The sequence below is a fragment of the Devosia sp. 63-57 genome (assembly GCF_001899045.1).
GTDB lineage: Bacteria > Pseudomonadota > Alphaproteobacteria > Rhizobiales > Devosiaceae > Devosia > Devosia equisanguinis.
In genome coordinates this window covers 1,883,857-1,906,776 of record NZ_MKUY01000005.1, presented here as the reverse complement: position 1 = coordinate 1,906,776, position 22,920 = coordinate 1,883,857, and the positions used below count along the sequence as shown (strand labels likewise).

16 protein-coding genes are annotated in these 22,920 nt (G+C 64.1%); 14 read left to right on the top strand and 2 right to left on the bottom strand.

From position 1 onward, the window contains the following. Positions 1-9: 9 nt before the first annotated feature. The 8 genes from BGO80_RS17385 to BGO80_RS17350 all read left to right on the top strand — a co-directional run bounded on the left by BGO80_RS17385 (position 10) and on the right by BGO80_RS17350 (position 11,163). Positions 10-1,623: a GMC family oxidoreductase gene (locus tag BGO80_RS17385; RefSeq protein WP_286722613.1), complete on the top strand. Its 1,614-nt coding sequence runs from the start codon at positions 10-12 to the stop codon at positions 1,621-1,623. Positions 1,624-1,754: 131 nt separating this feature from the next. Further along, on the top strand, positions 1,755-3,404 hold the full coding sequence (locus BGO80_RS17380; protein ID WP_286722611.1) for a GMC family oxidoreductase: 1,650 nt from the start codon (positions 1,755-1,757) through the stop codon (positions 3,402-3,404). Further along, positions 3,401-4,945, top strand: a complete 1,545-nt coding sequence (locus tag BGO80_RS17375) for a sugar ABC transporter ATP-binding protein (RefSeq protein ID WP_286722610.1) — start codon at positions 3,401-3,403, stop codon at positions 4,943-4,945. The genes BGO80_RS17380 and BGO80_RS17375 overlap by 4 nt, the downstream gene beginning before the upstream one ends. Next, entirely contained in the window at positions 4,942-5,973 is a 1,032-nt protein-coding gene (locus BGO80_RS17370) for an ABC transporter permease (RefSeq protein WP_286722607.1), read from the top strand. Before BGO80_RS17375 ends, BGO80_RS17370 begins: the two co-directional genes overlap by 4 nt. 90 nt (positions 5,974-6,063) lie before the next feature. Beyond that, positions 6,064-7,056, top strand: a complete 993-nt coding sequence (locus BGO80_RS17365; RefSeq protein ID WP_286722605.1) for a sugar ABC transporter substrate-binding protein — start codon at positions 6,064-6,066, stop codon at positions 7,054-7,056. 59 nt (positions 7,057-7,115) lie between these two features. Beyond that, positions 7,116-8,162, top strand: a complete 1,047-nt coding sequence (locus tag BGO80_RS17360; protein WP_126151234.1) for an AraC family transcriptional regulator — start codon at positions 7,116-7,118, stop codon at positions 8,160-8,162. A gap of 104 nt (positions 8,163-8,266) precedes the next feature. After that, positions 8,267-9,778, top strand: coding sequence for an aldehyde dehydrogenase family protein (locus tag BGO80_RS17355; protein WP_286722602.1), 1,512 nt, complete (start codon positions 8,267-8,269; stop codon positions 9,776-9,778). After that, on the top strand, positions 9,775-11,163 hold the full coding sequence (locus tag BGO80_RS17350; RefSeq protein WP_286722600.1) for an amidase: 1,389 nt from the start codon (positions 9,775-9,777) through the stop codon (positions 11,161-11,163). The genes BGO80_RS17355 and BGO80_RS17350 overlap by 4 nt, the downstream gene beginning before the upstream one ends. 21 nt (positions 11,164-11,184) lie before the next feature. Here the strand turns inward: BGO80_RS17350 and BGO80_RS17345 are convergent, their stop codons facing one another. Together BGO80_RS17345 and BGO80_RS17340 are read right to left on the bottom strand one after the other, a co-directional pair. Continuing rightward, complete coding sequence (locus BGO80_RS17345) at positions 11,185-13,251, bottom strand: S9 family peptidase (RefSeq protein WP_286722598.1); 2,067 nt, start codon at positions 13,249-13,251, stop codon at positions 11,185-11,187. A gap of 37 nt (positions 13,252-13,288) precedes the next feature. Continuing rightward, positions 13,289-14,536 carry a metal-dependent hydrolase family protein gene (locus tag BGO80_RS17340; RefSeq protein WP_286722596.1) on the bottom strand — a complete coding sequence of 416 codons (1,248 nt, stop codon included), beginning with the start codon at positions 14,534-14,536 and terminating at the stop codon, positions 13,289-13,291. Positions 14,537-14,845: 309 nt separating this feature from the next. On the opposite strand from BGO80_RS17340, the gene BGO80_RS17335 reads away from it, so the two are divergent. From BGO80_RS17335 to BGO80_RS17310, 6 genes are all read left to right on the top strand, one after another. Beyond that, on the top strand, positions 14,846-16,585 hold the full coding sequence (locus BGO80_RS17335; protein WP_286722594.1) for an ABC transporter substrate-binding protein: 1,740 nt from the start codon (positions 14,846-14,848) through the stop codon (positions 16,583-16,585). Between the two features lie 76 nt (positions 16,586-16,661). After that, the gene (locus tag BGO80_RS17330) at positions 16,662-18,509 is read left to right on the top strand and encodes a dipeptide ABC transporter ATP-binding protein (protein WP_286722592.1); all 1,848 of its coding nucleotides are present in this window, start codon (positions 16,662-16,664) and stop codon (positions 18,507-18,509) included. Then, positions 18,506-19,444: an ABC transporter permease gene (locus tag BGO80_RS17325; protein WP_126151228.1), complete on the top strand. Its 939-nt coding sequence runs from the start codon at positions 18,506-18,508 to the stop codon at positions 19,442-19,444. The genes BGO80_RS17330 and BGO80_RS17325 overlap by 4 nt, the downstream gene beginning before the upstream one ends. Then, a complete protein-coding gene (locus BGO80_RS17320; protein ID WP_126151227.1) occupies positions 19,441-20,397 on the top strand; it encodes an ABC transporter permease in 957 nt (318 codons plus the stop codon). Before BGO80_RS17325 ends, BGO80_RS17320 begins: the two co-directional genes overlap by 4 nt. A 2-nt stretch (positions 20,398-20,399) precedes the next feature. After that, positions 20,400-21,683 carry an NAD(P)/FAD-dependent oxidoreductase gene (locus BGO80_RS17315; protein ID WP_286722589.1) on the top strand — a complete coding sequence of 428 codons (1,284 nt, stop codon included), beginning with the start codon at positions 20,400-20,402 and terminating at the stop codon, positions 21,681-21,683. Between the two features lie 43 nt (positions 21,684-21,726). Then, complete coding sequence (locus BGO80_RS17310) at positions 21,727-22,893, top strand: pyridoxal phosphate-dependent aminotransferase (protein WP_286722587.1); 1,167 nt, start codon at positions 21,727-21,729, stop codon at positions 22,891-22,893. Positions 22,894-22,920 lie beyond the last annotated feature (27 nt).

The following is a 22,920-nucleotide window of genomic DNA, read 5'->3' as shown; positions in this document are numbered from 1 at the left end:
GGGCGGATATTGAACGTGACCACAACCAGCTTTGAAACCGATTATGTGATCGTGGGCGGCGGCTCCGCTGGCTGCACGCTCGCCGCGCGACTCTCCGAAGATGGCGCGACCTCCGTCACCCTGCTCGAGGCGGGCGGGCGCGACTGGAACCCCTGGATCCATGTGCCCATCGGCTATGGCAAGACTATCGTCGATCCTTCGCTCAACTGGCGCTACGAGACCGAAAAGGGCGCCGAAATCGCGGACCGCCCGATGTATTGGGCGCGGGGCAAGGTTCTCGGCGGCTCCTCATCGATCAATGGCCTGCTCTATGTGCGGGGCCAGGCCGGCGATTACGACCACTGGCGTCAATTGGGCAATGCCGGCTGGTCCTATGAAGACGTGCTGCCCTATTTCAAGAAGGCGGAAAACCAGGAAAACGGCGCCGACGAATTTCACGGGGACGACGGCCCATTGGCCGTGTCGAACCTCAGGGAGCGCAACCCGCTCTGCGACGCTTTCATCGATAGCGCTGTAGAAGCCGGCATTCCGCGCAATGACGATTTCAACGGCGCCAATCAGGAAGGCATTGGCTACTACCAGATCACAACGCGCAATGCCCGGCGCTGCTCGGCTGCCGTCGCCTATCTGCATCCGGCGTCAAAGCGTCCGAATTTGCGCGTCGTCACCAAGGCCGCGGCGGAAAAGATCATCTTCGAGGGTACCAAGGCGGTCGGCGTCCAGTACGAACAGGGTGGCCGCAGCGTGATCGTGCGGGCGCGCCGCGAGGTCATCCTCTCGGCAGGCTCGATTGCCTCGCCGCAATTGCTGATGCTTTCGGGCGTCGGCCCTGCCGCTCATCTCGCTGAATTCGGCATTCCGGTCGTCGCCGACGTGGCGGGCGTGGGCGAGAACCTGCAGGACCATTACGGCGCCATCATCACCTATAAAAGCCGGCTGCCGCTGACGGTCAACGACATCATGACCAGCCCGGTGCGGCAGGTGAAGGCGGGGCTCGAATATCTGTTGTTCCGCAAGGGGCCGCTGACCATTTCGGCCGCGCAGGTCGGCGCCTTCGTCAAGTCGGGCCCGCAGGCGACGACACCCGATATCCAGTTCCTGTTCCAGACCTTCAGCCACGACGAATACGACGCCGGCCTGCACAAGTTTTCGGGCTTTGCCAATGTCGTCTGCCCGGTGCGTCCGGAAAGCCGCGGCACGCTGAAGCTGCGCTCGGCCAGCGCCAAGGACAGCCCTTCCATGCAGCCCAACTATCTGGCGGCCGAAGCGGATCGGCGTATCCTCGTCGATGCGATGAGGATTTCCCGCAAGGTGGCGGAAAAGGCGGCGATCCGCTCCCACATCGTGGCCGAATACTCGCCTGGCCCGCAAGTGCAGAGCGATGACGAGCTTTTGGCCTATGCCCGCGAGACGGGGCTCTCCATCGCCCACCAGGTCGGCACCTGCAAAATGGGCCAGGACGCCATGGCCGTGGTCGACGAAACGCTGAAGGTGCGCGGCGTGCAGAACCTGCGCGTCGTCGATGCCTCGATCATGCCCACACTGGTCTCGGGCAATACCAATGCACCGACGATCATGATCGCGGAAAAGGCCGCGGACATGATCCGCCGGCAGAGCCTCTGAATGCCGCCGGCGAAGGGGCCGGCTGCACTGAGGGGATATTGGGGCGCAAAACCCCGACACTAAGCTGAGTTGGGCGTGAGGGCGCCCGACGACCTGCCGGCGGCGAACCGGCGGCAGGAATGAGAGGGGGAATGCTGGCCTGCCCCGGCCGGTGTTCCAAAAGTGGAGACAGAACCGTGCAAGACGGTCAGAGCTTTGACTATATCATCGTCGGCGCCGGATCGGCCGGCTGCGTCCTTGCCAACCGGCTGAGCGAAAGCGGCCGCAACAGTGTGCTTTTGCTCGAAGCGGGCGGCAAGGACGACAGCTTCTGGATCCACATCCCCATAGGCTATGGCAAGACGATCGTCGACGAGCGCGTGAACTGGAAATTCCAGACCGAAGCCAATCCTGCCCTGGGCGGGCGCACGATCTACTGGCCGCGCGGCAAGGTCTTGGGCGGCTCCTCCTCGATCAATGGCCTCATCTACATTCGCGGCCAGGCCGAGGACTACGATCACTGGCGCCAGCTCGGCAATGTCGGCTGGTCCTATCAGGACGTGCTGCCCTTCTTCAAGAAAGCGGAAAACCAGGAAAACGGCGCCGACGCCTATCACGGTGCCGATGGCCCCCTACGGGTTACCAATCTGCGCGAGCGCAATCCCCTCTGCGACGCCTTCATTGGTTCGGCACAAAGCCAGGGCATTCCGCGCAATGATGATTTCAACGGTGCGCGTCAGGAAGGCGCCGGCTATTTCCAAGCCACGGTGCGCAACGGTCGGCGCGAATCCGCGGCCACGGCCTATCTGCGCCCGGCCATGCGCCGCCCCAACCTCACCGTCCTCACCCGCGCCATGACCGAAAAGGTGCTGCTCGAGCGCCAGAAGGCCACCGGAGTGCAATTCCGCCACGAGGGCCGCATGGTCACGGCAAAGGCCAACCGCGAAGTCATTCTCTCGGCCGGCTCGGTCAAGTCTCCGCACCTGCTCATGCTCTCGGGCATTGGCAATGCCGGGCACCTGGCGCAGCACGGCATTGCACCGGTCCTCGATCTCCCCGGCGTGGGGCAGAACCTGCAGGATCATTATGGCGGGCAAATCACCTGGAAGTGCAATCGTGCCATCACCATGAACGATGTGATGATGAGCCGCTTCCGGCAGTTGCAGGTCGGCCTGCAATGGCTGCTGATGCGCCGCGGCCCGCTCTCGGTGCCGGCCGGCCAGGCCGCGCTCTTTGCGCGCGTATTGCCCGACAGCGCCACGCCGGATCTGCAGTTCCTGTTTCAGACGTTCAGCGGCGGCTATTACGAGGACGGGTTGTTCAAGTTTTCCGGTTTTGCCAATTTCCTCTGCCCGGTTCGGCCCAATAGTCGCGGCCAGATCACGCTCAGCTCCGCCGATGCGCATGCCCAGCCGCGACTCGAGCCGAACTATTTCTCGGACGAGCGCGATCGCCGCATCGCCGTCGAAGGCCTCAAGCTCGCCCGCCGCATGGCCGCCAGCAAGCCGCTGGCCGATTTTGTCATCGAAGAGCACCTGCCCGGCTCGGCGACCGCGACCGACCAGGAAATCGAGGACTACCTGGTCCAGAACGGCGGCTGCGTGTCCCACCAGGTCGGCACCTGCAAGATGGGCACCGACGCCATGGCCGTTGTCGATCCGCAGCTGCGTGTCCGCGGCGTCGAGGGGCTGCGCGTGGTGGATGCCTCCATCATGCCGACCCTGATTTCGGGCAATACCAATGCCCCCACCATCATGATCGCGGAAAAGGCCGCCGCGACAATTCAGGGGCAAGCCGCATGAGCCAAGCCGCCGAACCCATCCTGCGCCTCGAAGGCATTTCCAAGACCTATCCGGGCGTGAAGGCGCTGCAAGGCGTCGATTTCGTGGTGCGGGCCGGCGAGGTCCATGCTCTGACCGGTGAGAACGGCTCGGGCAAGTCCACCTTGGCCAAGGTGATGTCGGGCATGATCCAGCCGGATGGCGGTCGCATCTTCGTGGATGGCCGCGAGCAGGTCATCGCCTCCCCGGCCGCCGCCATCGCCATGGGCATCGTCATCATCAGCCAGGAGCTGACCCTGGCGCCGACCCTGACCGTCGCCGAGAACATTTTCCTCGGCCGCCTGCCCCGCAACCGCATCGGTCTCGTCGACTGGCCGCAACTGGAGCGGGACGCAGAGACAGCGCTGCAACGGCTGGATGTGCATGTCTCGCCTCGCGCCAAGGTCAGCGATCTCAGCGTCGAAATCCGCCAGGAGATCGAGATCGCCCGCGCGCTCTCGTCCAATGCCCGCGTACTCATCCTCGACGAGGCCACGAGCTCGCTTTCCGAGGCGGCCACGGCGCGCCTGCTCGAGCTGGTGCGCAAGGAACGCGACGCCGGCATGGCCGTGGTGATGATCACCCATCGCATGCCCGAAATTTATAGCGCCGCCTCGGTCGCCACCGTACTGCGCGACGGACTGTTCGTTGCCAGCGTGCCGCTGCCGGAAACCGACGAAGACCAGCTTGTCCGGCTGATGGTCGGCCGAGAAATCCAGGATTTTTACGGCAAGCGCGCTATCGCGGCGGGCGATACAGTCATAGAAATTGCCGACCTGGCCACGCCACAGGGATCGCTGCGCCCCACCAGCCTCAGCGTCCGCCGGGGCGAAATCCTTGGCGTTGCCGGCCTTGTTGGCTCCGGCAAGGCCGAGTTCGGTCTAGCCCTTGGCGGCGCCATTCCCGCCACGGGCACGGTCCATGTCGCCGGGCGCAGCGTGGGTCTCGGCGATCCGCGCCGGGCCATCCGCGCCGGCATCGGCTTCGTGCCCGATGATCGCAAGGCTTCGGCCCTTTTGCTGGTCCGCAGCATTCTCGAAAACTTCTCGCTGGCCTGGTTCGACCGTATCGGCCGCGCCGGCGGCCTGCTCAACCTGCGGGGCGAACAGGCGCAGGTCGACGCGGCCATCAAGACATATCGGGTCGCCACCGGGTCGTCCGCCCCCGCCATCGGCACGCTTTCAGGCGGCAATCAGCAGAAGGTCATTCTGGGCCGCACCTTCGTGCGTCGCCCTGACGTCCTGGTGCTGAGCGAACCCACCCGTGGCATCGATGTCGGCGCCAAGAGCGAAATCTACCGCATGCTGCAGGATGCCGCCGAGGCCGGCGCCGCCGTCATCGTTATTTCCTCCGAACTGCCTGAGCTGCTCGGCATCGCCGACCGGATCGCCGTATTTTTCGAGGGCAGTCTCGAAACGATTTTCGACCGCGCCTCGGCGGACGAGGAAGCCATCGCCCATGTCGCCGTTGCCGGCGCCGACCGGCACCATCACCCCTCTCAGCACATCGGAGCGTCAGCATGACCGCACAATCGATTGCCAAGGCAGACGGCCACGGCCGCTACACGGCGACGCCCTCACTCGTCGGCCGCATCCTGCAGAACCGCTACACCGGCGCGCTGGTCAGCCTTTTGCTGGTCGCCGCCTTTCTCGCCGTCACCCAGCCGGTCTTCCTGACCTGGCCGAACCTGATGAACATCGTCAAATCCAACAGCGTGGTGTTTATCCTGGCGCTGGGCGCGACTTATGTGGTCATCGCCGGTGGCATCGACCTGTCGGTAGCCAGCGCCACCGCTGCAAGCGCCATGATCTTCGGCCTGTTGCTGGCGGCCGGACTGGCGACCCCGGTCGCGGTGGCGGCGGCAATCCTGTTCGGCGCCTTTCTCGGCGCCATCAACGGCACGCTGATCAGCTATTTCAAGATATCCTTCTTCGTGGTGACGCTGGGCGCGCTGTCCATGTTCCAGAGCTTTGCGCTGATCATCAATGACGGCGTCAGCGTCAGCGTCTTCTCGGCCCCCGGATTTGCCCCGATCAATGCCTTCGTCAACGGCAATATCGGCGCGGTGCCGATGATCCTCATCTTCGACGTGGCGTTGCTGCTCATCGCCGGCGGCGTACTGCGCTACACCACGTTCGGCCGCTCGCTCTATGCCATTGGCGCCAATATGGAAGCGGCACGCCTCAACGGCATCGACGTCAAGCGCGTCATGTTCTTCGTCTTCGTCATCGCCGGCCTCGCGGCCGGCCTGGGCAGCGTTGTCCAGGTGGGCCGGCTGACCTCGGCCTCGGCCGAGATCGATCCGACCTTGCTGATGACCGTGCTGGCCGCTGTGCTTATCGGCGGCACGGCCTTTACCGGCGGCGAGGGTGGCGTCTTCGGCACCATGATCGGCGTGTTGTTCTTGGGCGTGATCCAGAACGGGCTGACGCTCAGCGGCGTATCCTCGTTCTGGCAGGGCATGGTGAGCGGCGGAATTCTCATTTTCGCGGTGTGGCTGGGCGGGATGCGCCAGCTGCTGCGCCGCAAAAGGCAAAGCACTGGAAGCTGACCCCGGCGGAAGGTGCGTCCACGAGGGGTGTGGACCCGATGGCCCTGAGGGAAAGGGCCTAAAACAGACTACCCAAGGAAGGGAACTGCAATGAAACGTTCTATCGTGTTGGCCGCTGCGGCGGCATTGATGGCGACCTTGTCCGCCCCGGCGAGCTTCGCCCAGGACAACATCACCATCGGTTACATCTCGCCCATCGCGGCCCAACCGGGCCAGCAGGTGATCAATGCGGCCATGGAGAAGGCTGCCGCCGATCTGGGCTGGCAGTGGCGCCTGCTCGATGCCAACCTCTCGGCCGACCGCCAGGTTTCCCATGTCGACACCCTGCTCACCCTTGGCGTCAAGGCATTCGCCTCCTGGTCGCTCGACCCGAACGCCGTGGCCGGCGCTTATTCGCGCGCCAATGCCCAGGGCGTTCCGGTGATCGGCGTCAATTCGAGCGGCGAAGGCGTGACCAGCTCGGTCTGGTGGGCCGCCAATCTCTGCACCGAAGGTGGCGCCTACGACCAGCAGGCCGCCTGGATCGCCGAGCGCGCCCCGGCGGCCAAGGTCATCGTCATGGGTGGCCCTCCGGTCCCGTCCATCCAGAACAACGTCACCTGCTTTACCAACGCGGCAAAGGCCGCCGGTCTCGAAATCATCGACCAGGTCGACAACACCAAGGACTCCGCTGCCAACGCCTCGACCCTGGCCGCCGACGAAATCCTCCGCTTCCCCGATGCGCAGGTGTTCTGGGCCTATAACGACCAGAGCGCCCTGGGAATCTCCGCCGCGCTGGCCTCTTCCGGCAAGCCGATCTATGGCGGCCAGTCCAAGGAAGGCGTGATGATCTTCGGCATCAATGGTGACGACGACGCCATCCAGGCCGTTCGCGATGGCCGCATCACCGGCACCTGGGACCCCGACAGCTATGCCACCGGCTGGGCCGTGGCCCTGGCGATGAAGAACGCCATCGACAATCCCACTGGCGAGCATCCCGACCTGACGGTCAAGTCGACGCTGTTCACCTCGGACAATATCGACACCTGGGTGGCTCCGCTCGAGCGTCCCTATTCTCTCGACAATATCCCCCTGGTGGACTGACGCCTTCGCCCGGCGGATCGTCCGCCGGGCGCCCCCTGATTGGAATTGGAGGCCGCTCGATGACCATAGCCGTCAACCTGAATTCACAGGCGGCAACGCCCGTCCTTTTCAGCGCCTTTGCCAGCTCCCCCTTCACCACGCAATCGCCGGTGAAGGCCTGTTCGCTGGATGAGGCCCGCACCTACCTGACCAATCTCATCGCCCCGCACGACCTTTCCCTGCGCGGTCGTGGCCGCAAGCTGCACCTCGTTCACAACAGCGCCAAGCTGCACAAGCTGAACCTGCACTTCATCGCCTACAAGTCAGATGCATCCGGCGTCGACGTGTTGGCGCCCAAGCTCGAAAGCAATTTGCTGGTCAAGATACCGCTGTCGGGCAGTGCCGAAATGTCCCAGGGTAAGGCCACGACGCAGATCCGGCCCGGAATGATCTACTTGGCGGAGCCACGCAAGCCGCTGATGTCGTCGATGTCGGCGGATTACCAGCAGCTGACCCTGCAAATCCCCATGTCCGTGCTGCTTCACGCCGCCAGTGCCGAGTTGCAGAACAGCTGTCCCGATGCGCTGCATTTTGATCTCGACGCGGTCAATAGCGGCCCGGCTCCACGCCTTTTTCTCAGCACGCTGGGCTCGATCTGCCAGGCGCTCGACATGGGCGACGGGCTTTTGAAACAGCCCATGGTCCAGCGCTCGTTCCAGATGGCGCTGGTGTCGCTGATCCTGTCGCTGCCCAACAGCCTGTCGGACCGCTTCGGCGATGACCAGCGCTCCGCCATTCCCTACTATATCCGCCGCGCCGAGGAATTCATGCGCGCCCATCTGACCGATGATATCGGCATCGACGATCTGGTCCACGTCGCCGGTGTCAGCCGGCGTTCGCTTCATGCCGGCTTCCGGCGGTTCCGCGACACTACCCCACTGGGCCTGCACAAGACCATGCGGCTGGAGGCGGCGCGGGCGGAAATTCTCAAGGCGGCCGAGACCTCGCGCACCGTCACCGATATCGCCACCACCTATGGCTTTTATCATCTCAGCAAGTTTGCCCGCGACTTCCGCGCCAGTTTCGGGGCCCTGCCCTCCGAGATGATGCGCAGCCCAGGGCGTTGAGGCACCACAATTTTGCGCTGGCGGGCTACAGGCTGCCGCCGTCGCCTGTCGCATCGGACGGGGCCGCGGCACACTCCTCGAACTATCACTTGGAGGAGGTTTGCATGCCCCGCTTGGAAAACGATCTTTCGGCTCTCGGAACGGCGGCGCAGGCCTATCTCGACCGGTCGCACCCCATGCATATTGGCGGCAAGGCTCATGCCGCCGCAGCCAGCTACGACCTTAGCGACCCGACCACGGGCCAGTCCTTCGCTCGCGCTGCTGATGCCTCGGCAGAGGATGTCGATGCCGCCGTGCGCGCGGCCCGCGCCGCTCTCAACGGAGCCTGGGGCCGCATGCGCCCCAATGAGCGCGAACTGGCCATGCTGCGGCTCGCCGACCTGCTCGAACGGTATGAAACCGAGATCGCCGAAATCGAGACCCTGTGTTCCGGGCGCCTGCTGGCCAATACGCGCGGCGTCGATGTCGGCTATTCGGTACATTTCCTGCGCTACATGGCCGGCTGGGCCACCAAGCTCGAAGGCCAGACGGCGCGCCTCTCCATTCCCTACATTCCCGACGGAGAAATGGCGGGCTTCACCTTCCGTGAACCCATCGGTGTCGTCGGCGCCATCGTGCCCTGGAATGTCGCCCTCGGCATCGCGGTCTGGAAAATCGCGCCAGCGCTGGCAGCCGGTTGCACCATAGTGCTGAAGCCCGCGCCGCAGACCCCGCTCAGCGCCCTGCGCTTTGCCGAACTGGCGCTTGAGGCCGGCATTCCCGAGGGTGTCATCAATATCGTCACCGGCAGCGGCGCCGAGACCGGCATCGCGCTGGTGCGCCACCCGGATGTCAACATGGTGACCTTCACCGGCTCCACCCCCGTCGGCCGGCAGATCGCCGTCGATGCCGCTGGCGCCTTCAAGCGCTGCAGTCTCGAACTGGGCGGCAAATCTCCGGTGATCCTGTTCAAGGATGCGCCGCTGGAACGCGCCATTCCCGCCGCCGCCTGGGCCATCTTTTCCAATCACGGACAGAATTGCTGCGCCGGCTCGCGCCTCTATGTGCACCGATCTCTCTACGATCAGGTCATCGAGGGCGTGGCCGAGATCGCGCGAAACATCGTCATCGGCTCCCCGCTCGACCCGGCGACACAGATGGGGCCGGTCGTCACGCGAGCCCAGCAACGCCGCATTCATGACCTTATCAACGCCGGCACTGCAGAAGGCGCCCGGGTCGTGGTTGGCGGCACGCCGATCGAGGGACCGGGCAGCTATGTGCCGCCCACCGTCTTGACGGATGTGCGCCCCGACATGACCCCGGTGCGCGAGGAAATCTTCGGGCCCGTCCTCGTCGCCGCCAGTTTCGACAGCGATGCCGAGGCGCTCGCCTTGGCCAATGGTTCGGAATTCGGCCTCGGCGCCAGCATCTGGACCAATGATCTTGGCCGGGTGCATCATATGACGCGCAAGCTCGAGGCCGGCTCGATCTGGGTCAATGTGCATAATGCGCTCGACGTTGCCCTGCCCTTCGGCGGCTGGAAAAATTCCGGCATGGGCGCCGATCTCAGCGAAGCCTCAGTTCTGGCCCATACCAAGATCAAGGCCTCCGTCCACCACTATGCCGAATTGCCATGACGCCGCTCCACTATCAGTCCCTCGCCGAAATCGCGCAGCGCCTGCGGGTGGGTGAACTCACCGCCCGGGCCCTGGCCGAGCATATTCTCGCGCGTGCCGCGGCATTGGCCGAGCGCACCAATGCCTTCATTACCCTTATGCCCGAGGCGGCTTTGGCTGCGGCCGACCGGGCGGATGCAGCACGCGCCGAGGGGCTTTTGCTCGGCCCGCTCCATGGCGTACCCGTCAACGTCAAGGACATGTTCGACATTGCCGGTGTCCCGACCACTGCCGGCATGCCCAGTCGCATCGACCACCGCGCCGCCACCAATGCCACCATCATCGACCGACTGCAGGCGGCTGGTGCGGTGATCGTGGGCAAGGTGAACCTCGCCGAAGGCGTATTCGGAAAATATGTGCCGCCCTTCAACGAGCCGCTCAATCCCTGGAGCCTTGAGCACTGGGGTGGCGCTTCGTCGGGCGGTAGCGGCGTCTCGATGGCAGCGGGCCTAGGTTATGCGTCCATGGCCTCCGACACCGGCGGCTCCATCCGCATGCCCAGCGCCGTCAACGGCGTCACCGGCCTCAAGCCGAGCTGGGGCCGCATCAGCCGCCATGGCGCTTTCGAACTGGCGGGCCTGCTCGATCACGTGGGGGTCATCGCGCGTTCTGCCGAGGACGTCGCCATCATGCTGGGTGTCGTCGCCGGCGCCGATCCGGCAGACCCGACCACCCTGGTCGCCCCCGTTCCCGATTATGTGGCACAGCTCAGCCAACCGGTTTCGAGGCTCAGGATCGGGGTTCCGCGGCAGTGGCTGGCGCAGGGGGTTGAGGCCGGCCTGCTCGACGCCATCGAGAATGCCCTTGGCATTTATGCTGGGCTTGGCGCGCGCATTTCCGATTTTTCGCTGGCCCCCGAACCCGAACTGGTCGACCGCTGGTACGATATCTGCACGGCGCATGTGGCGCTGGTGCATGCGGAGAATTTCGCCCGACACCGCGAGACCTATTCAGAGCCGCTGGCCCTTGCGATCGAAACCGGCCGCGCTTTGCCGGTGGAGCGGCTGCAGCGGGCCTATCGCTACCGTACGGAATTTGCGGGGCGGCTGGCCCATGCCATGGCCGATGTTGATCTGATCGCCGTGCCGGCCATTCCCACGGCACCGCCGACCCGCGCCGCCGTGGAAGCCATGGACAACGAAACCATGTTCGCGCTCCACCGCTTCACCTCGCCTTTCTCCATGGCCGGCGTGCCCACCATCACCCTGCCCTGCGGCGTTACGCCGGACGGCCTGCCCTATGCCATCCAGCTGGTGGCAAAGCCGCTGGCAGAGCCCATGCTGCTGAATGCTGCACACGCCCTCCAGAAGGTGACGGAGCATCATAGGCGGTTTGCCCTGCCCTAGCGTCCTGCCGCCCCCCGCCTCTTATGCCTTGAGGTGACGCTCGAAGAAGGCGGCCAGCTTGCCATAGGCGAAGCGGGTCAGTGTGCGGTCTTGCTTGGCCCAGGCGTGGCCTGTGCCCGGCAGGGTGACGAGTTCAAAGCTCTTGCCCTGTGCGATGAGCTTTTCGACCAGCGCCAAGGTGTCGGCGTAGAGCACCACTTCGTCCTTGGTGCCATGCAGGATCGTCAGAGGGTCCTTGAGCCCGGCACTGTGGAACAGGGCCGACTGTTTGCGATAGCGGTCAATAAAGTCCTCGCCTTCGGTCAGGCCCATGATCCAGCCCTGTTCGGGATAGGCGTGCCAGACATTGGTCGCCGGTGCCCCGGCAAAGCCGGCAGCATAGAAACCGGGCTTCTTGAACAGCGACATCAGCGTCATGAGGCCGCCATAGCTCGAGCCCCAGATGCCAACACGCTTGGGATCGGCATAGCCGAGATCGGTCAGGGTTTTGACGCAGTCGGCGATGTCCTCGATATCCTGGGTGCCATAGCTGTTGAGCATGGCGCGGTTCCACTCGCGGCCACGGCCGAAGCTTCCCCGGATTTCGGGACTGACGACGACAAAGCCGCGCGCCGCGAGATATTGGTCAATGCCCCAGCTTGGGTGTGCAGCCCGGCCGCCCCACTGGTTCAGGAGCCCATCGGAATAGACCGAGCCGACCACCATCGGATGGGTGCCGTCGGGCTGGAAAGCTTGGGGGATCATGACACGCGCCATGAGTTCCGCGCCGTCCACATGGCTCTTGAACTTCACATAGCGCACCTCAGCCCATTGCCGTTGCGCGAAGGCCGGCAGCGGGGACTGCGTCACTGGAACGGGATCGGTCTTGCCGATCAAGGTTTGCACGAAGAGTTCGGGCGGCGTCATGTCATCGCTGAAAAGATCGACGAAGGCGCTGAAATCGCGGGCAAAAGTCGGAACGTGAATGCCGGCCGGTCCGGTGATCCGCGTCACCTCGCCACCCGACAAGGGCACCGCGTAAAGGTGCCGCTCGGCGGGGTGGGCTGCATTGGCCATGAAGTAGATGGTGCCGCCCGCGGCGTCGATGAAGAATTCTGCGACCTCCCAAGGGCCCGCGGTCAATGGCTGAAGTGCCGCGCCGGCCTTGGGCTGCAGATGCAGGTGATTGTAGCCATCGCGATCGGTGAGAACGATCAGGCCCTCGCCGTTCGGCGAGAATGCCACCTGCCAGTCCGGCCGGATCTTTGCGGGGTCATGGGCGGCATAGGCCGTGCTGCGCGTGCCCGAAGCCGTATCGTAGAGATAGATCGTGTGATGCTTGATGGAGAGATCGCTGCTGCTGATGAACAGCGAACGACCATCCGGCGACACGCCATAACCCCAGATTGCGTCTTCGGCGTCCGGCCGCTCAAACCAGGTCGGCGCGCCGCCTTTGGTGTCAACCAGCCCCACACGACGGCGGGTCAGCAGATCGCCGGGGAAGGCGCGGACAAACCGGTCCCGCCGCGCTTCGCCGCGCGCATCATAGGCGATCTCGATCTTGCGGGTATTGGTATCATCCGCCTCGACGAAGCAGAGGCGGCCATCTTCGGTCCAGTGAAAAGACTCGACGCCGACAAAGGTGGAGCCCGACACCAGCGTTTGAGGCTGCGCGCCGGTTTCGGTGCCAAGCGCCAGCAAGGCGTTACCCGACAGGAATGCCAGCGACGCGCCGTCAGGCGCGGCGGCCAGGGTATGGATATTGGGCGTGCCAATGGCGAGAGGCAGCACCTGCCCCACCGCGTCCACGGCGTAGAGTTGGCCGCCCAGCACGAAGGCCAACCGTCCCTCGCCGATCCAGGCGAGTTCGGAAATACCCTGTGGTTCGCCGCTGGTACGCCCCTCCCCCAGATGCGTCAAACGCCGCCGAGATTGGCTCGCGCCATCCCAGATCCACACATCGCGAAAAGTGTGGCCGCCATCGTTCCAAAGGAAAGCCAGGCGCGTGCCATCGGCCGACCAGCATTGCCCGATCGGCAGCGTGCCGATGATGCTGGGTTCACTGTACAGCATTTCAAATGTCAGGTCGGCAGGGGCTTGGCTGGTCATGGTCGGCACTCGAGGATCGGGCAACAAAAAGAACGGCTCAGGCGGCCTTGGCGGCCAGGTCGGTCTTGTAGATTTGACCGTCCTTCATGATCATGCGCAGGTTCTTTTCCGGCGCGGTAAGCACGGAAATGTCCTTGAGCGGGTCGCCATCGACCACAAGCATGTCGGCGGTGGCGCCAGGCGCGATCACGCCCAGGTCCGGGCGCTGCACGATCTGCGCATTGACCGAAGTCGCCGATCGCAGCACATCCACGGGACGCTGCACCCGGGCGCGGATCGTCAGCTCCTGCAATTGGGCAAATTCCATGTCGCCCATCAGATCGGTGCCGAAACCGAGCTTCACCCCGGCATCTTCGCAGAGGCCGAGCATGACGATACCGGCATCGTTGACCATATTGAGCTTCTGCATGACATAGGGCGACAGCCCCAGGCGCTCGCCATGCTGGGCGGTCACCTCATAGGCGACCAGCGTGGGCACGACGAAGGCATCCGCAGCGGCCACCATGGCCGCGGTTTCGCGGTTGATGAGGTTGGCGTGTTCGATGGTGCGCACCCCTGCCCGGATGGAATGTGCGATAGCGGCGCTTTCATAGGCGTGGGCGCAGACATATTTGCCGCGCACCGCTGCCTCGCGCACCACAGTGCGCAATTCTTCTTCGCTGTATTGAGGAATTTCGATGGCGTCATTGGGCGACCCCACCCCGCCGGAGGCCAGAACCTTGATGTGGTCGGCGCCCTTGCGCAATTCGTTACGCACCACGCTGCGGAGATTGTCGACACCTTCGACAATGCGGCAGGTAAAGTAGAAAGCGCTCGAATTCAGGTCGATGTCGAGGCTCTCGTCGGTGGTGCTGCGATGGTCACCATGGCCGCCGATCTGGCTCAGCGCCGGTCCACCCACGAAGAGGCGCGGCCCGGGAATGAAGCCCTGGGCAATGGCATTGCGGATGCCCACATCGCCGCCGGCAACGTCGCGAACGCTGGTGAAGCCACGGTCGAGCATTTTGCGGATGCGCGGAACGGCGCGGGCGGTCATCTCGGTGAGCGGAATATTGCGGTCGTGTTCGGCCACCAGGTTGATTGCGAAAACATGCGCATGCGCGTCGATCAGCCCGGGCATGAGCGTGCGCCCGCCGACATCATACTCGGTGACGGCTTTGCCGGTTATGGACTGGTCGGTCACCGCCTCGATGCGGCCGTCCACGACGAGGACGTTCATGCCCGGAATGGCCTCGTCCTTCACGCCATCGAACAGCGTGGCATTGGTTAAAGCGATGGCTGACATATGACTTTCCTCCGGACGAGCATGCGCTGAGTGACCGCTTCCCGGTCCCTGTACGGCGCCAATGTGTCGCCATCGCCGAGCGCTGTAAAGGCGTTTGATCAAAAAATCACAAAGTGGCATTTTTCTGTGATCAGGCCGATCACCTTGTGATTTTCCGATGGCGACCGCGTTGACATCTGCCGAGCGCGGCTCCTAGTATCGCATCGTTTGATCAAATGCTCAGACTGATATTTCCGGCGCGCAAGGGGTAAGTTCGCGCCTGAAATTTCGAGGTTGAAGGGAACTGCCGCATTGGCAGAAAGGGAACACATGACATACCGCACATCTGCCAGGATGGCCCTGGCCGGGCTCACGCTTGCCTTGCTGAGCTCCACCGGCATCATGGCGCAAGACGCCCAGACCGGCGGCACCCTGCGCATTCTGGGCACGGCCGAAGTCGACCGCTTCGATACGGTCCCGCCGGCCACCGCCGATACCGGGAGCTTTTTTCGCGCCGTCACGCGCCAGCTGATCAATTTTGCCGCATCGAATGATGCTGAGGAACAGATCGCGCCCCAGGCCGACCTGGCGGACAGCGTTCCCGTGCCGACCGACGAAGGTTTGACCTACACCTTCAAGCTGCGCCAGGGCGCCAATTGGGACGCCCCGGATGGCGCGCGCCAGATCGTGGCGGCCGATATCGAGCGCGGCTTCATGCGCATCTGCAATCCCTCGCTGCCGAACCCCGCCGTGTCCTATTTCGAGGACCTGATCGTGGGCTATGCCGAGTTCTGCGCTGACTTTGCCAAGGTGGAGCCGACCGTCGAGGCGATGAAGGCCTTTATCGAGTCCGGCGATGTCGCGGGTATCGAAACCCCGTCTGACGACACGGTGGTCTTCCGCCTCAAATACGCGGCCAACGATTTCATCTATCTGCTGACCCTGCCCGTCACGACCCCGGCCCCGGTGGAAGTGCTGGACTATCTGCCGGACAGCCCGGAATACCGCGAGAACTTCATCTCCAGCGGCCCCTATACCATCGACTCCTATGTGCCTGATACGCAGGTCACGCTGGTGCGCAACCCGGCTTGGACCGCCGAGAGCGATCCGCTGCGCAAGGCCTATGTCGATACGATCGAAGTCGTTGCTGGCGTTCAGCCCGATGCGGCCATGCAGCAGTTGCAGTCCGGCGACGGCGACATGCTCTATGACATCAATGTGCCACCGGTCACCGTGCAGATGCTAACGATGCAGGGCGATGAAAAGATCTCGACGCTGGCCGAAGGCGCCTCGCGCATGATCTGGATCAACACGGTTTCCGAGAACAATGACGGGGCCTTGCGCAATCCACTGGTGCGCCAGGCACTGAACTATGCGGTCAACAAGGCGGCCATCGTGCAGCAGCTGGGCGGGCCTGAATTCGCCACCCCGCTCAACGGCATTTTCCCGCTCGGCATCCTGGGCCACCACGACTTTGCACCCTATCCGACGCCGAACAGCGAAGGCGATCCCGCCAAGGCAAAGGCATTGCTGGCCGAAGCCGGTTATCCCGATGGGCTGTCGCTCAAGATGCCGTTCCGCAATGCGGGGAACGGCGCTGCCGAAGCCCAGGTACTGCAGGCGAGTCTCGAGGCCGCCGGGTTCAAGATCGAACTGGTGCCGACCCCGGCTTCGGATTTCTATCCGCGCCTGATCACCAATTTCGACAACGCCCTCAACGGTGTCTGGGATCTGGTGCCGTCGGGCTGGTCGCCGGATTGGCCGGGTGGTGCTGCGCGCTCGATTTTCCAGCCGCAATACACCTATGACGGCACCCACGGCACCTTCAACTTCTCGGACTATAACAACGAAGAGGCCAATGAAGTGGCGGCGCGCGCCCTGGCAACGTCGGACCTAGAGGAAGCCGGCAAGCTCTGGAACCAGGTCGACGAGATCGTCATGGCCAATCCCCCGACCGTGCCTCTGATCTCGCAGACCACCGTGCTCTACCACGGCGCTGCCGTTCAGAACTTCCTGCCCTATGCCGCTGGCGGCAATGGCGACTGGACCAATGTGTGGCTGAGCCGCTGATCGCGCCTTATCCCCAATCGACGGAGGCCGGCTTGTCCGGCCTCCTCACCGCAGCCCCCCGGCGACCTATCTGCTTATGACCGTTCTTTCCGTCCGCAACCTCAGCATCGACATCCCCACCGGGGATGGATTCGTTCACGCCGCCCGCGACGTCTCCTTCGATGTGGGCGCGGAGGAGCTGTTCGGCATTGCCGGCGAATCCGGCTCTGGCAAGAGCGTCCTGTCCCAGGCGATCATGGGTTTGCTGCCAGGCGCACTCATTTCAGGCGAAATTCTCTTCGAGGGCCGCAATCTGCTCGACCTGCCAGCGCGCGCCATGCAGCAGCTGCGGGGCAATCGAATTGCCATGATCTCGCAGGATCCGCTCTCCAGCCTGCATCCTTTCTACACGATCGGTGCACAGATCGTCGAAGCCATCCGCACCCATCGCAAGGTGAGCGAGGCGGAAGCACTCAAGGAAGTCATCGACATTCTCGGTCGCGTCGGCATCCACGATGCGGAAAAACGCGTCCACGACTATCCGCATCAGTTTTCAGGCGGCATGCGCCAGCGTGTCATGATCGCCATGGCCATTGTGCTGCGCCCTGCCCTGTTGATCGCCGACGAGCCGACGACGGCACTGGACGTCACCGTGCAGGCGCAGATCATCAGCCTTCTCAACCAGATGCGACGCGAATTCGGCACGGCCATCATCATGGTCACCCACGATCTGGATCTGCTCTCCTCCATCGCTGACCACACCATGGTGATGTATGCGGGCAACCGCATGGAGTTCGGTCCCGGCGAGGCTGTGCTGACCGCGCCGGCCCACCCCTACACGCTCGGCCTGTTGCGCTCCTCGCCCAGCCAGGAAAAGCGCGGCGCGCTGCCGTCCATTCCTGGCCAGCCACCGAGCCTGCTGCTCGAGCAGAAGGCCTGCGCCTTTGCGCCGCGTTGCCCAGCCGCAATGGATATCTGCCGGCAAGAGCGCCCACCCTTGAGAACCTTCGCCGATGGCACGCAGTCACTGTGCTGGCTGGAGGACAAGGCTTCCAATACCGCGGCAGCGCTCGCCCCGGTGCCAGCGGAGCCCGCAGCTCTTGTCGCGCAACGCGATATCGTGGTCAGCGCAAAGGATGTTCGGCTGACCTATGGCGGCCGCTCACTGTTCGGCAGGCGCATCAATCTTGAAGTGCTCAAGGGCGTCAGCCTCGAGCTGCCGCGCGGCACGACGCTCGGCATCGTCGGCGAAAGCGGCTGCGGCAAGTCAACGCTGGCCCGCATCATTGCCGGCCTCCTGCCCCCGACATCGGGTGAGGTCACCATCGAAGGCGAGAGCGTGGTCGACATTGATCGCGCGCGCTGGATTGAAATGCGCAAGCGCGTGCAGATGGTGTTTCAGGACCCCTTCGGATCACTCAATCCGCGCCGTCGTGTCGGCTCGATCATCGGCGATCCTTTCCGCATCCAGAACATCGCCCATGGCATAGAGCGCAAGAACAAGGTGCGCGAGCTCATGGAGATCGTCGGCCTCAACCCCGAGCACTACAACCGGTTTCCCGCCGAGTTCTCCGGCGGCCAGCGCCAACGCATCGGGATTGCCCGGGCGCTGGCGCTCAAGCCCTCGATCATCATTTTCGACGAACCGGTTTCGGCACTCGACGTGTCGATCCAGGCGCAGATTCTCAACCTCATCGGCAAGCTGCAGCGGGAAATGGGCTTGTCCTACCTTTTCATCTCCCACGATCTGGCCGTGGTGCGTCATGTCAGCTCCGAGATTATGGTGATGAAATCGGGACAGGTGGTCGAGCGTGGCGAGACCGAAACGCTTTATCACAACCCGCAGCACCCCTATACGCGCGAACTGCTCGCCGCAGCCGACCCGCACTATCGAAAAACAGGCGGCGGCCTTGCCGACGCCCTCGGACAGGGGGCCACGCCATGAGCGCCGAAGTCAAACAACGCGGTTCGTTCGAATTGACGATGCGGCGGCTGCTGGCTGACCGCGCCGGCCTCGTCGCGCTGGTCTTCATCGTGCTGCTGGCCGCAGCTGCCTTGGGCGCCGATGCCATTGCGGCCCTGACCGGCCATAGCCCGGTCGCGCAGTTCCTCACCACTGGCCTCACACCCACCGGCCTGCCCGTGCCGCCCAGCGGCGAATTTCTCTTCGGCACCGATCAACTGGGGCGTGACGTCCTGGTCCGGCTCGCTTATGGCGCCCGCATCTCGCTGGCCATAGGCGTTCTCGCTTCGCTCACGGCTGCCGTCATCGGCATTACTGTTGGGCTCGTGGCCGGCTATTTCGGCGGCTGGATCGACGTCGTGCTGGGCCGGCTCATGGATCTGGTGATGAGTATCCCGGTGCTGCTCTGCATGCTGTCGCTGGTGGCGGTTTTCGGTCCCAGCCTGCCCCTGAGCCTTGCTGTCATCGTGTTCTTCTCATGGACGACGATGGGCCGGGTAATCCGCGGACAGGTGCTCTCGCTCAAGGAGCGCGAATTCGTTCTCGCGTCCCGATCGATGGGTGCCGGGCATCTGTCGATCATGGTGACCGACATCCTGCCCAATCTGGGTGCGCCGATCATCATCTACACGACCATGATGGTGCCGACCTCCATCATCTTCGAGGCAACACTGTCCTTCCTCGGCCTGGGCATCGTTCCGCCGGCGCCGAGCTGGGGTGGCATGCTGGCCGAGGCGGCGAACAATTCGATCTACATGTTCGCCTGGTGGCTGGTGCTGTTTCCCGGCCTGGCGCTGCTGTTCACCACGCTCTCGTTCAACATCCTGGGGGATGCGCTGCGCGATGCGCTCGACCCCGCCAGCATGCGGCACAAGGTGCAAAAGAAGAAAAAGACCGCCGTGGGGACTGCGCCATGATCCGCTTCATCGCCAGCCGCATCGGCTTCGCCGCGCTCGTCCTGATCATGCTCAGCGGCTTCGTGTTCACGCTGTTCTTCGTTGCGCCGGGCGATCCCGCGCGCGTGGTGGCAGGGGAAAGGGCAACCGAGGCCCAGGTTGCACAGGTGCGCGAGAACCTTGGCCTCGATCGGCCAATCATCGAGCAATATATGAGTTTTCTCGGGCGCAGCCTCAGCGGTGATCTCGGCTATTCCTATCGCAACCAGCAGCCGGTGCTCGATCTCATCAGCAACCGCATGCCTGCCACGATTTCGCTCTGTGTCGGGGCGGTCATTCTCTGGCTCTGCATGGGCATACCCATCGGCATCATGTCGGCGCGGCGACCCGGCAGCCTGGCCGACCGGCTGGGTCAGGGGTTCGTCCTGATCGGGGTGAGTTTCCCCTCCTTCGTTCTCGGCATGGCGGCGCTGTATTTTCTCTATTTCGTGCCGCGGCAGGCCGGTTTCACCCTGTTCCCACCGGGCGGCTACCGGCCGTTCCTGCCCAATCCGGGGCTATGGGCGTGGCATCTCATGCTGCCCTGGTTCACCCTGGCCTTCACCTCCGCCGCCATCTATGCGCGCCTCACACGCGGTCAATTGCTCGAGGTTTTGGGCGAAGACTATATCCGCACCGCCCGGGCCAAGGGACTTTCCGAGCGCAAGGTTGTCTATAAGCATGGCGTGCGATCGATCTTCTCGCCGCTATCGACCCAGCTCGGGGCAGATATCGCGGCCCTGCTCGGCGGCGCGCTGGTCACCGAACAGGTCTTCGGGCTGCAGGGCATTGGTTCGCTTGCCGTGCAATCGGTGCAGACCCAGGACCGCCCGGTGATCATCGGCGTGGTCATGCTGGCAGGCTTCTTCATCGTCATCGCCAATCTGATCGTGGATTTCCTCTACATCCTGCTCGATCCCCGGATCCGGACCTGACCATGACCACACCTCTCCAGGATACGCTGTGGACCCGCACGGCGCGGCTCGGTGCCGAGACCGACACCGACCTGCCGCATTCGGTGGATGTCGCCATTATCGGCGGGGGCTTTACCGGTCTCACCGCCGCACGCGCGCTATTGCTTGCCGGCCGTTCTGTCGCCGTGCTGGAGGCCGGCCAGATCGGCGCCGGGGCCAGCGGCATGAATGCAGGTTTCGTGGTCCCCAATTTCGCCAAGGCCGACCCCAATGCCGTCCGTGCCAGGCTCGGCACTGAGCGGGGTAACGCCTTGCTGAGTCTTGTGGGCGATGGCGCCAACGCCGTGTTCAGCACCATCGCGGAAGACAACATCGCCTGCGATGCGCGCCAGAGCGGCTGGCTCAACCCCGCCTATGGCGAGGCGAGCGCCGACATGCTCCGCAACCGCGCGGCGCTGTGGCGGGAGCTGGGCCGGCCGGTATCGTTCCTCGACGCGGATGCGACCCGCGAACAGACCGGCATGGACATCTATTCCGGGGCGCTGCTCGACCAAGACGGCGGCACCATCCACCCGCTCGATTATCTGCGCGGACTGCTGCAAGGCGTGCGGCGCCGGGGCGGTACCGCGCATGAAAACAGTTGCGTCGATCGAGTCGACCGCGACGGCAGGCTTTGGCGCCTCACCATGCGCTCAGGTGCGAGCGTGATGGCAACGACGGTGCTGCAATGCACCAATGCCTTCACCAGCGGCGTGGCTTCCCGCATGGGACGCTCAACCGTGCCGCTGCGGGTCTACCAGATCGCCACCACCCCCGCCGACCCGACGACGGTCAAACGCATTGCGCCCGATGGTCGCCCGGTCGGCGATACGCGGCAAAACCTGTTCACCTATCGGTTGGACCGCGACAATCGCCTGATCAGCGGGGGCATGGCGGCCATTCCCTTTGGCGCCTTCGACAGGCTGGGCCGGGCCGTGGCAAAGCGGCTCAGCGAAGAGCTCGCGCTGCCGCAGGCCGTGACGCCCGAAGTGGTGTGGACGGGCGTTGCAGCGATGACGCCGGATTTCCTGCCGCGTCTCTACCAGCTGGGCGAAAACTGGTTCGGCGGCATCGGTTGCAATGGCCGCGGCATCGCCATGACCGCGCAGCTCGGCCGCGTGCTGGCACGGGCCGCGCTGGGCGAAAGCCTCGAGACCTTGCCCATTCCAACCCGCCCGCTGCGCCCTCTCCCCTTTCACCAGTTTACGCCCATGGTCGCCTCGGCCGCGCTCGTCCAGGCGCGGCTCAAGGACATGCTGGCCAAATGATCGAACAGTTGAGCGGCAGAGATCGCCGCCAGGACCTATAGTTATGAAGCAGCTCTCCCGCCGAATTACCGCCACGTCCAAAAAGTCCTTCGGCATGTATGCGCGCGCCGCGTCGAGCGGCCGTGAGGACCTGATTCATATGGAGCTGGGCAAGCCCTCCGCCGACACGCCACAGCACATAAAGGATGCCACCATCGCTGCCATCCAGGCGGGCAAGGTCCATTATTCCGACCTTCCCGGCATTCTGCCGCTCCGCCAGGCCATCGCCGCCAAGCTGGCCCGGCAAAACGGCATGGACGTCACGCCCGACCAGGTGGTCGTCACCAATGGCCTGACCCACGGCTCCTATGCCGCGCTCATGGCCTTTATCGACGATGGCGACGAGGTCATCCTGCTCGAGCCCTACTATCCCCAGCATATCGGCAAGATCGAACTGGCCGGGGGCATTGCCGTGCCCGTGCCGCTCGACGCCGCCAACGACTACGCCATCGACGCGGCGCGGATCGAGGCCAGCATTACCGACCGCACCAAGATGATCGTGCTGATCAATCCGTGCAATCCGACCGGTCGCGTCTATACGCGCGCGGAACTTCTGGCCCTGGCCGATATCGCGATCCGTCATGATCTGATCGTGGTGTCCGACGAGGTCTATGAGGAAATCGTCTACGACGGCGCCAAACACATCTCGATCGCGTCGCTTCCCGGCATGGCCGAACGCACGGTGACGCTTTTTGCCTTCACCAAGAGCTATGCCATGGATGGCTGGCGCATCGGTTATCTGGCTGCGCCCAAGGCAGCGGTTGGCGCCATCCTCAAGATCACAGCCAATGACGTGACCCATGTGAACACCTTTATCCAGGAAGGCGCCCTGGCCGCGCTGACCGGTGATCCCGCGATCCTGGCGGAACTCATCGCCGACGACCGCGCCAAGCGGGATCGCGTGGTCACCCGGCTCAACCAGATTTCCGGCGTGACCTGCGCCTGGCCGCAGGGAACCATCTATGCTTTCCCCGATGTGTCGCAACTCGGCCTGTCGGCGCAAACCCTGGCCGAGCGGCTGATGGACGAAGCCGGGGTAGTGGTGGAAGCCGGCAGTTTCTATGGCACGGCCGGCGAAGGCCGCCTTCGCATCTGCTTCGGAGCGCTGTCGCTGGACGACATCGACCGGGCAATGGACCGCATGGCGGGCTTTGTTCGGCAGCTCGGTTGATCGGGCATTTCCGTGTTGCGGATAGTG